This window comes from Streptomyces sp. NPDC051684, from assembly GCF_044453445.1.
In the GTDB taxonomy this organism is placed as follows: Bacteria; Actinomycetota; Actinomycetes; order Streptomycetales; family Streptomycetaceae; genus Streptomyces.
Map to the genome: position 1 here is coordinate 1 of NZ_JBITCS010000036.1, position 4,681 is coordinate 4,681.

Annotated in this window: 4 protein-coding genes and 1 pseudogene; 3 read left to right on the forward strand and 2 right to left on the reverse strand. The window is 72.5% G+C overall.

Features of this window, described 5'->3' with window-relative positions:
- Window positions 1-12: 12 nt before the first annotated feature.
- On the forward strand, window positions 13-1,653 hold the full coding sequence (locus tag ACIA8D_RS33010; RefSeq protein ID WP_399237957.1) for a tetratricopeptide repeat protein: 1,641 nt from the start codon (window positions 13-15) through the stop codon (window positions 1,651-1,653).
- Window positions 1,654-1,664: 11 nt separating this feature from the next.
- Here the strand turns inward: ACIA8D_RS33010 and ACIA8D_RS33015 are convergent, their stop codons facing one another.
- Together ACIA8D_RS33015 and ACIA8D_RS33020 are read right to left on the reverse strand one after the other, a co-directional pair.
- Window positions 1,665-1,904 (reverse strand): hypothetical protein, encoded by a 240-nt coding sequence (locus ACIA8D_RS33015; RefSeq protein ID WP_399237870.1) that lies wholly within the window; start codon window positions 1,902-1,904, stop codon window positions 1,665-1,667.
- Window positions 1,905-1,957: 53 nt separating this feature from the next.
- Complete coding sequence (locus ACIA8D_RS33020; RefSeq protein WP_399237871.1) at window positions 1,958-2,782, reverse strand: class I SAM-dependent methyltransferase; 825 nt, start codon at window positions 2,780-2,782, stop codon at window positions 1,958-1,960.
- 68 nt (window positions 2,783-2,850) lie between these two features.
- Between ACIA8D_RS33020 and ACIA8D_RS33025 the strand changes: the two genes are divergently transcribed.
- On the forward strand, window positions 2,851-3,441 hold the full coding sequence (locus tag ACIA8D_RS33025; RefSeq protein ID WP_399237873.1) for a TetR family transcriptional regulator: 591 nt from the start codon (window positions 2,851-2,853) through the stop codon (window positions 3,439-3,441).
- Between the two features lie 37 nt (window positions 3,442-3,478).
- A pseudogene (locus tag ACIA8D_RS33030) lies at window positions 3,479-4,543 on the forward strand (subtype B tannase); the annotation flags it as partial.
- Between the last annotated feature and the right edge of the window lie 138 nt (window positions 4,544-4,681).

Below are 4,681 nucleotides of genomic sequence, written 5' to 3' on the forward strand. Positions count from 1 at the left end.
GGATCAGGCCGGATCAGGGAGCGGGGCCTGGTGCGTGCGATCGCAAGGCGGAGGAGGGAGGCGACGCGGAGCGTCGTCGACCGACGACAACGCCGAGAGCGTGCGTGCCAGGCCCCGCGAGCCCGGCCTGATCCAAACGACAAGCCCTACGCCCTGGGCCCCAACTACAACAAGCCCTGGGAGGCGTTCGACGAGCACGATCTGACGTCGACCGTCGAGCGCACGCACCACGCCGTCCAGCGGGCCGCGCTCGCCGCCGCCCGCGCGACACCGGCCGAGCAGGCGCTGATCGACGCCCTCACGGCCCGCTACCCGTCGGCCGGTCCCGCGCCCGACCAATCGGTGTGGAACGAGGAGTACGCGCAGGCCATGGGCAAGGTCTACGCGAACCACCGGGACGACCCGGACGTCGCGACGCTGTACGCCGACGCCCTGATGAACCTCACGCCCTGGCAGCTGTGGGACCTGCCCACCGGACGCCCCGCAGAGGGTGCCCGCACCGTGGAGGCGCGCGAGGCTCTCGAACGCGCACTCGCACGACCGGACGGACGCGACCACCCCGGTCTGCTGCACCTCTACATCCACCTCATGGAGATGTCACCGACGCCCGAACAGGCGCTGCCGGTCGCCGACCGGCTCCGGGGCCTGGTCCCGGACGCGGGCCATCTGCACCACATGCCCTCGCACATCGACGTCCTGTGCGGCGACTACCGGCGCACCATCGCGGCCAACATCCGCGCCATCGAGGCGGACGAGAAGGCGCTGGCCCGCGACGGTGCGATGAACTTCTACACGCTCTACCGCTGCCACAACCTCCACTTCCGGCTCTACGCCGCGATGTTCGCGGGCCAGGCGGAGGTGGCGTTCGACTCTGTGGCCCGCCTTGAGGCGGCCGTCCCCGAGGAGCTGCTGCGCGTCGACTCGCCGCCCATGGCGGACTGGCTGGAGGGCTTCCTCGGCATGCGCGTGCACGCCCTGATCCGCTTCGGCCGCTGGCAGGACCTGATCGATCTGCCGCTGCCCGGCGATCCGGAGCTGTACTGCGTGACGACGGCGATGACGCACTACGGCCGGGGTGTGGCCCTCGCCGCGACGGGCCGCACCCGGGAGGCGGCGGCGGAACGCGCGCGCTTCACGGCGGCCGTCGAGCGGGTGCCGGAGACCCGCACCGTCTACAACAACACCTGCCTCGACCTCCTCGCCGTCGCCGCCGCGATGCTCGACGGTGAACTCGCCTACCGTGAGGTCGACTTCGAGCGCGCCTTCGCCGACCTGCGCCGCGCGATCGAGCTCGACGACGCCCTCCCCTACGACGAGCCGTGGGGATGGATGCAGCCGATCCGGCACGCGTACGGGGCGCTCCTCCTCGAGCAGGGCAGGGTCGCCGAGGCCGCCGACGTCTACGCCGCCGACCTGGGCCTGAACGGCACGCTCCCCCGCTCGCTGCACCACCCGAACAACGTGTGGGCGCTGCATGGCTACCACGAGTGCCTGCTCCGGCTCGGCCGCGACGCGGAGGCCCGGATCATCGCCCCGCAGCTGACGACGGCGCTGGCGGTGGCGGACGTCCCGATCCGCTCGTCGTGCCACTGCCGACTCGAGACAGCCGACGACTCGGACGACTGCTGCTCAGACCACCCGCCCACCTCCTGACCGCTTGTCCGTCACTCCTGGTCCTCCAGCAAACGGAATCCGCCACCCCGACAGCCGCCGCACACCTCCCCCTCGCGCCGTCCACTGCCGTGGCACTCGTCGCACAGCCCGTCGTGCCACGTCGTGCCGTCCAGCGCGTGGTGCGGGCCCGGATAGTGCGTGTCCGGGAGCACGCACTCCACCTGTGTGTCCGGGTGCCGCCGGACACACAGGTCCCGACCGGACTGCCGGTGCCGAGCTTCCTCTGCCATGACTCCCGCTTCCCCTTTCCGTCCAAGTCCAGGGAAGCATCCGCCACTGACAATCAGGCGGCGCCGGCCCGCTCCGCGGTGACCACCACCGCCGTGTACGGGAGCGCGAACTCGCCTCCCATGGCGTCGATCGCGGCGCCCGTGCGCGCGAGCAGGTCCGCCAGCTGCTCCGGCCGGTACGTGCCCGCCTCCCCGCTGGTGCGCATCTGTTCCAGCCACGCGTCACGGGTGTAGGTGGCCTCCCAGTCGAAGCGCCACTCCTCGGGCTCGCCGAACAGGCCGGCGTCGCGCAGCCCGTCGGCCACCTTCGCGAAGATCGCGCCGTACGCGTCGAGGGTGGGGCGGTCCCAGGGGTTGCGCGGCGAGTCGGGCAGCACCTCGCGATGCGCTGCGGCGAAGGCGTCCGCGAGGTCGGGTCCTGGGCGGAAGACGTTCCAGAAGAGGGCGAGGCGGCCGCCGGGCCGCAGCACCTCGGCCGCCTTCGTGGCGCCCGCGACCGGGTCGACCCAGTGCCAGGTCTGGCCCGCGACGACGGCGTCGAAAGTGCGGCCCGCGGCGTCCCAGGTCTCGAACGGCCCGACTTCCACGTCGAGTCCGTGGTCGCGGGCGTACGCCGCCATGCGCGCGTCGACGTCGACGCCGAGGACGGTGCTGCCCGCCGCCCGGAACTGGCGGGACACGATGCCGGTGCCGCAGCCGACGTCGAGGACGTCCTGGCCGGGCGCGGCGGCGGCGATCCTGGCCACCAGGGCGTCGGGGTAGCGGGGCCGGGTGCGGTCGTAGCGCTCGGGGTCGGTGCCGAAGGACTCGGCCATGGCGCGAGCCTTGTGCGGTTCGTTCGCGGGGGCCAGGGGCTTCTTCGACTCAGGAGTGGGCATGCGCCCACCATAGTGGGCGTATGCCCACTCTTCTACCCTGGGCCCAGCCTGACAAAGGAGACGTGCAGGTGCCGACCGGTGTAGCCATACGCGATGTGCGCGAGCAGCTCTTCGACGCGGCCGAGCGCGTCCTCATGCGGGACGGGGCCGCCGCGCTCACCAGCCGGGCAGTCACCACGGAGGCGGGCTGCGCCAAGGGCGTGCTGCACCGTCACTTCGCCGACTTCGACGCCTTCCTGGCCGACCTCGTCATCGACCGTGCAAGCCGCATGGAGAAACGTGCCGCCGCGCTCGTCGCGTCCGCCGGCAGCCGTCCGGTCGTCGACCTCCTCACCGACGCACTGACGGATCTGTTCACTCCCGTCGTCGTCGCCATGGTCGGCCTGCTCACCTTCCGCGACGGCCTGCGCGCCCGACTGCGGGCGGCCGGTCGCCCCGGTGTCACGGTCCTGTCGGACGCGACCGCGATGCTGCGCGACTACCTCGAAGCGGAGCGGCGGGTGGGCCGCCTGACCCCGGACACCGACATCGACTCCCTGGGCCTGACCCTCATCGGCTCGGGCCACCTGCTGTACGCGAACCGGGAAGACGGCCCGCCGAGCGAGGCGGACGTCCGACGGGTCGTCGCGTCGGCCGTCGCCGGGGCGCTCCCCCGCTGACACGAGGCCACCTCTCCCGATACCTGAGCACCTCCTGTACGTCGTCGTGGAACCGGGCACCCGCGGGCGCACCCTCAAGGACGACGACGGCACGTACTACGGCACCGCGCCCGCCGCCGTCGTCGACCTCAAGGCGGCCGTGCGCTACGTCCGCGCCAACAAGGGCCGCATCCCCGGCAACACCGACCACATCGTGTCCGCGGGCACCAGCGCGGGCGGCGCCCTGTCCTCGCTGCTCGGCGCCTCCGGCGACAGCCGGATCTACGCCGCGCACCTGGCCGGAGTCGGCGCCGCCGACGCCTCCGACGCGATCTTCGCGACCGGCGCCTGGTGCCCGATCACGGACCTCGAGCACGCCGACGGCGCCTACGAGTGGAACTGGGGCGACAGCAAGCGGAGCAGTGGCGAGCAGGTCGATCAGGCGACGTCCAAGCAGCTGCGTGCCCAATTCGGCGAATACCAGGCCTCGTTGAAGCTGCGCAGGATCGACGGCCGCGGAACGCTGACCGCCCGGAACTACGACGACTATCTGCTGACGCACTATCTCCAGCCCTCGGCCACCCGGCACTTGAAGGCTCTGTCGGAGAGCGAGCGCGCCGCGTACCTCGCCGACAACACGTTCATCACGTGGCGGGGCGGGCGTGCCACGTTCACGTGGGAGGACTTCCTCACGCACGTGGGCGCGCGCAAGAAGGACGCGCCCGCCTTCGACCCGTTCGATCTGTCGTCCCCCGAGAACAACGAGTTCGGCGCGGGCACCACGGAGGCGCGGCACTTCACCGCGTACGGCGCCCGGCACGACACGAGCGGCACCGGCGGCGGGCGCGTGGCGTCCGACATCCCGGAGAAGCTCGCCCTGATGAACCCGATGTACCACCTGGCCCGGCGCAACCCGGGCCGCTCCAAGCACTGGTGGATCCGACTCGGCACCAAGGACAGCGACACCTCGCTGACCGTCTCCGCCAATATCGCGGCGAGTGCGGCGGGGCTCGGTGACGAGGTCGACCACCGCTACTACTGGGACGAGGGGCACGGCGCCAACACCGATCCGGCGGACTTCATCGCGTGGATCGCCGAGGTGACGGGCTACAAGAAGCAGTAGCGCCAGCGGTGTTCGCGCCACGGTGGCGCGGGCCCCGGGGGGGGGGGGGGGGCCCCGGGGGGGGCGGGGGGGGCGCCCCCGCCCCCCCCGCCGCCCCCCCCCGGGGCCCCCCCGCCCCGGGGGCCCCGCCCCGCTGGG

Bases quoted from the DNA above. Each gene is read 5' to 3' on its own strand.
- ACIA8D_RS33020 (WP_399237871.1), bottom strand. From the start codon at position 2,782: ATGCCCACTCCTGAGTCGAAGAAGCCCCTGGCCCCCGCGAACGAACCG.
- ACIA8D_RS33015 (WP_399237870.1), bottom strand. From the start codon at position 1,904: ATGGCAGAGGAAGCTCGGCACCGGCAGTCCGGTCGGGACCTGTGTGTC.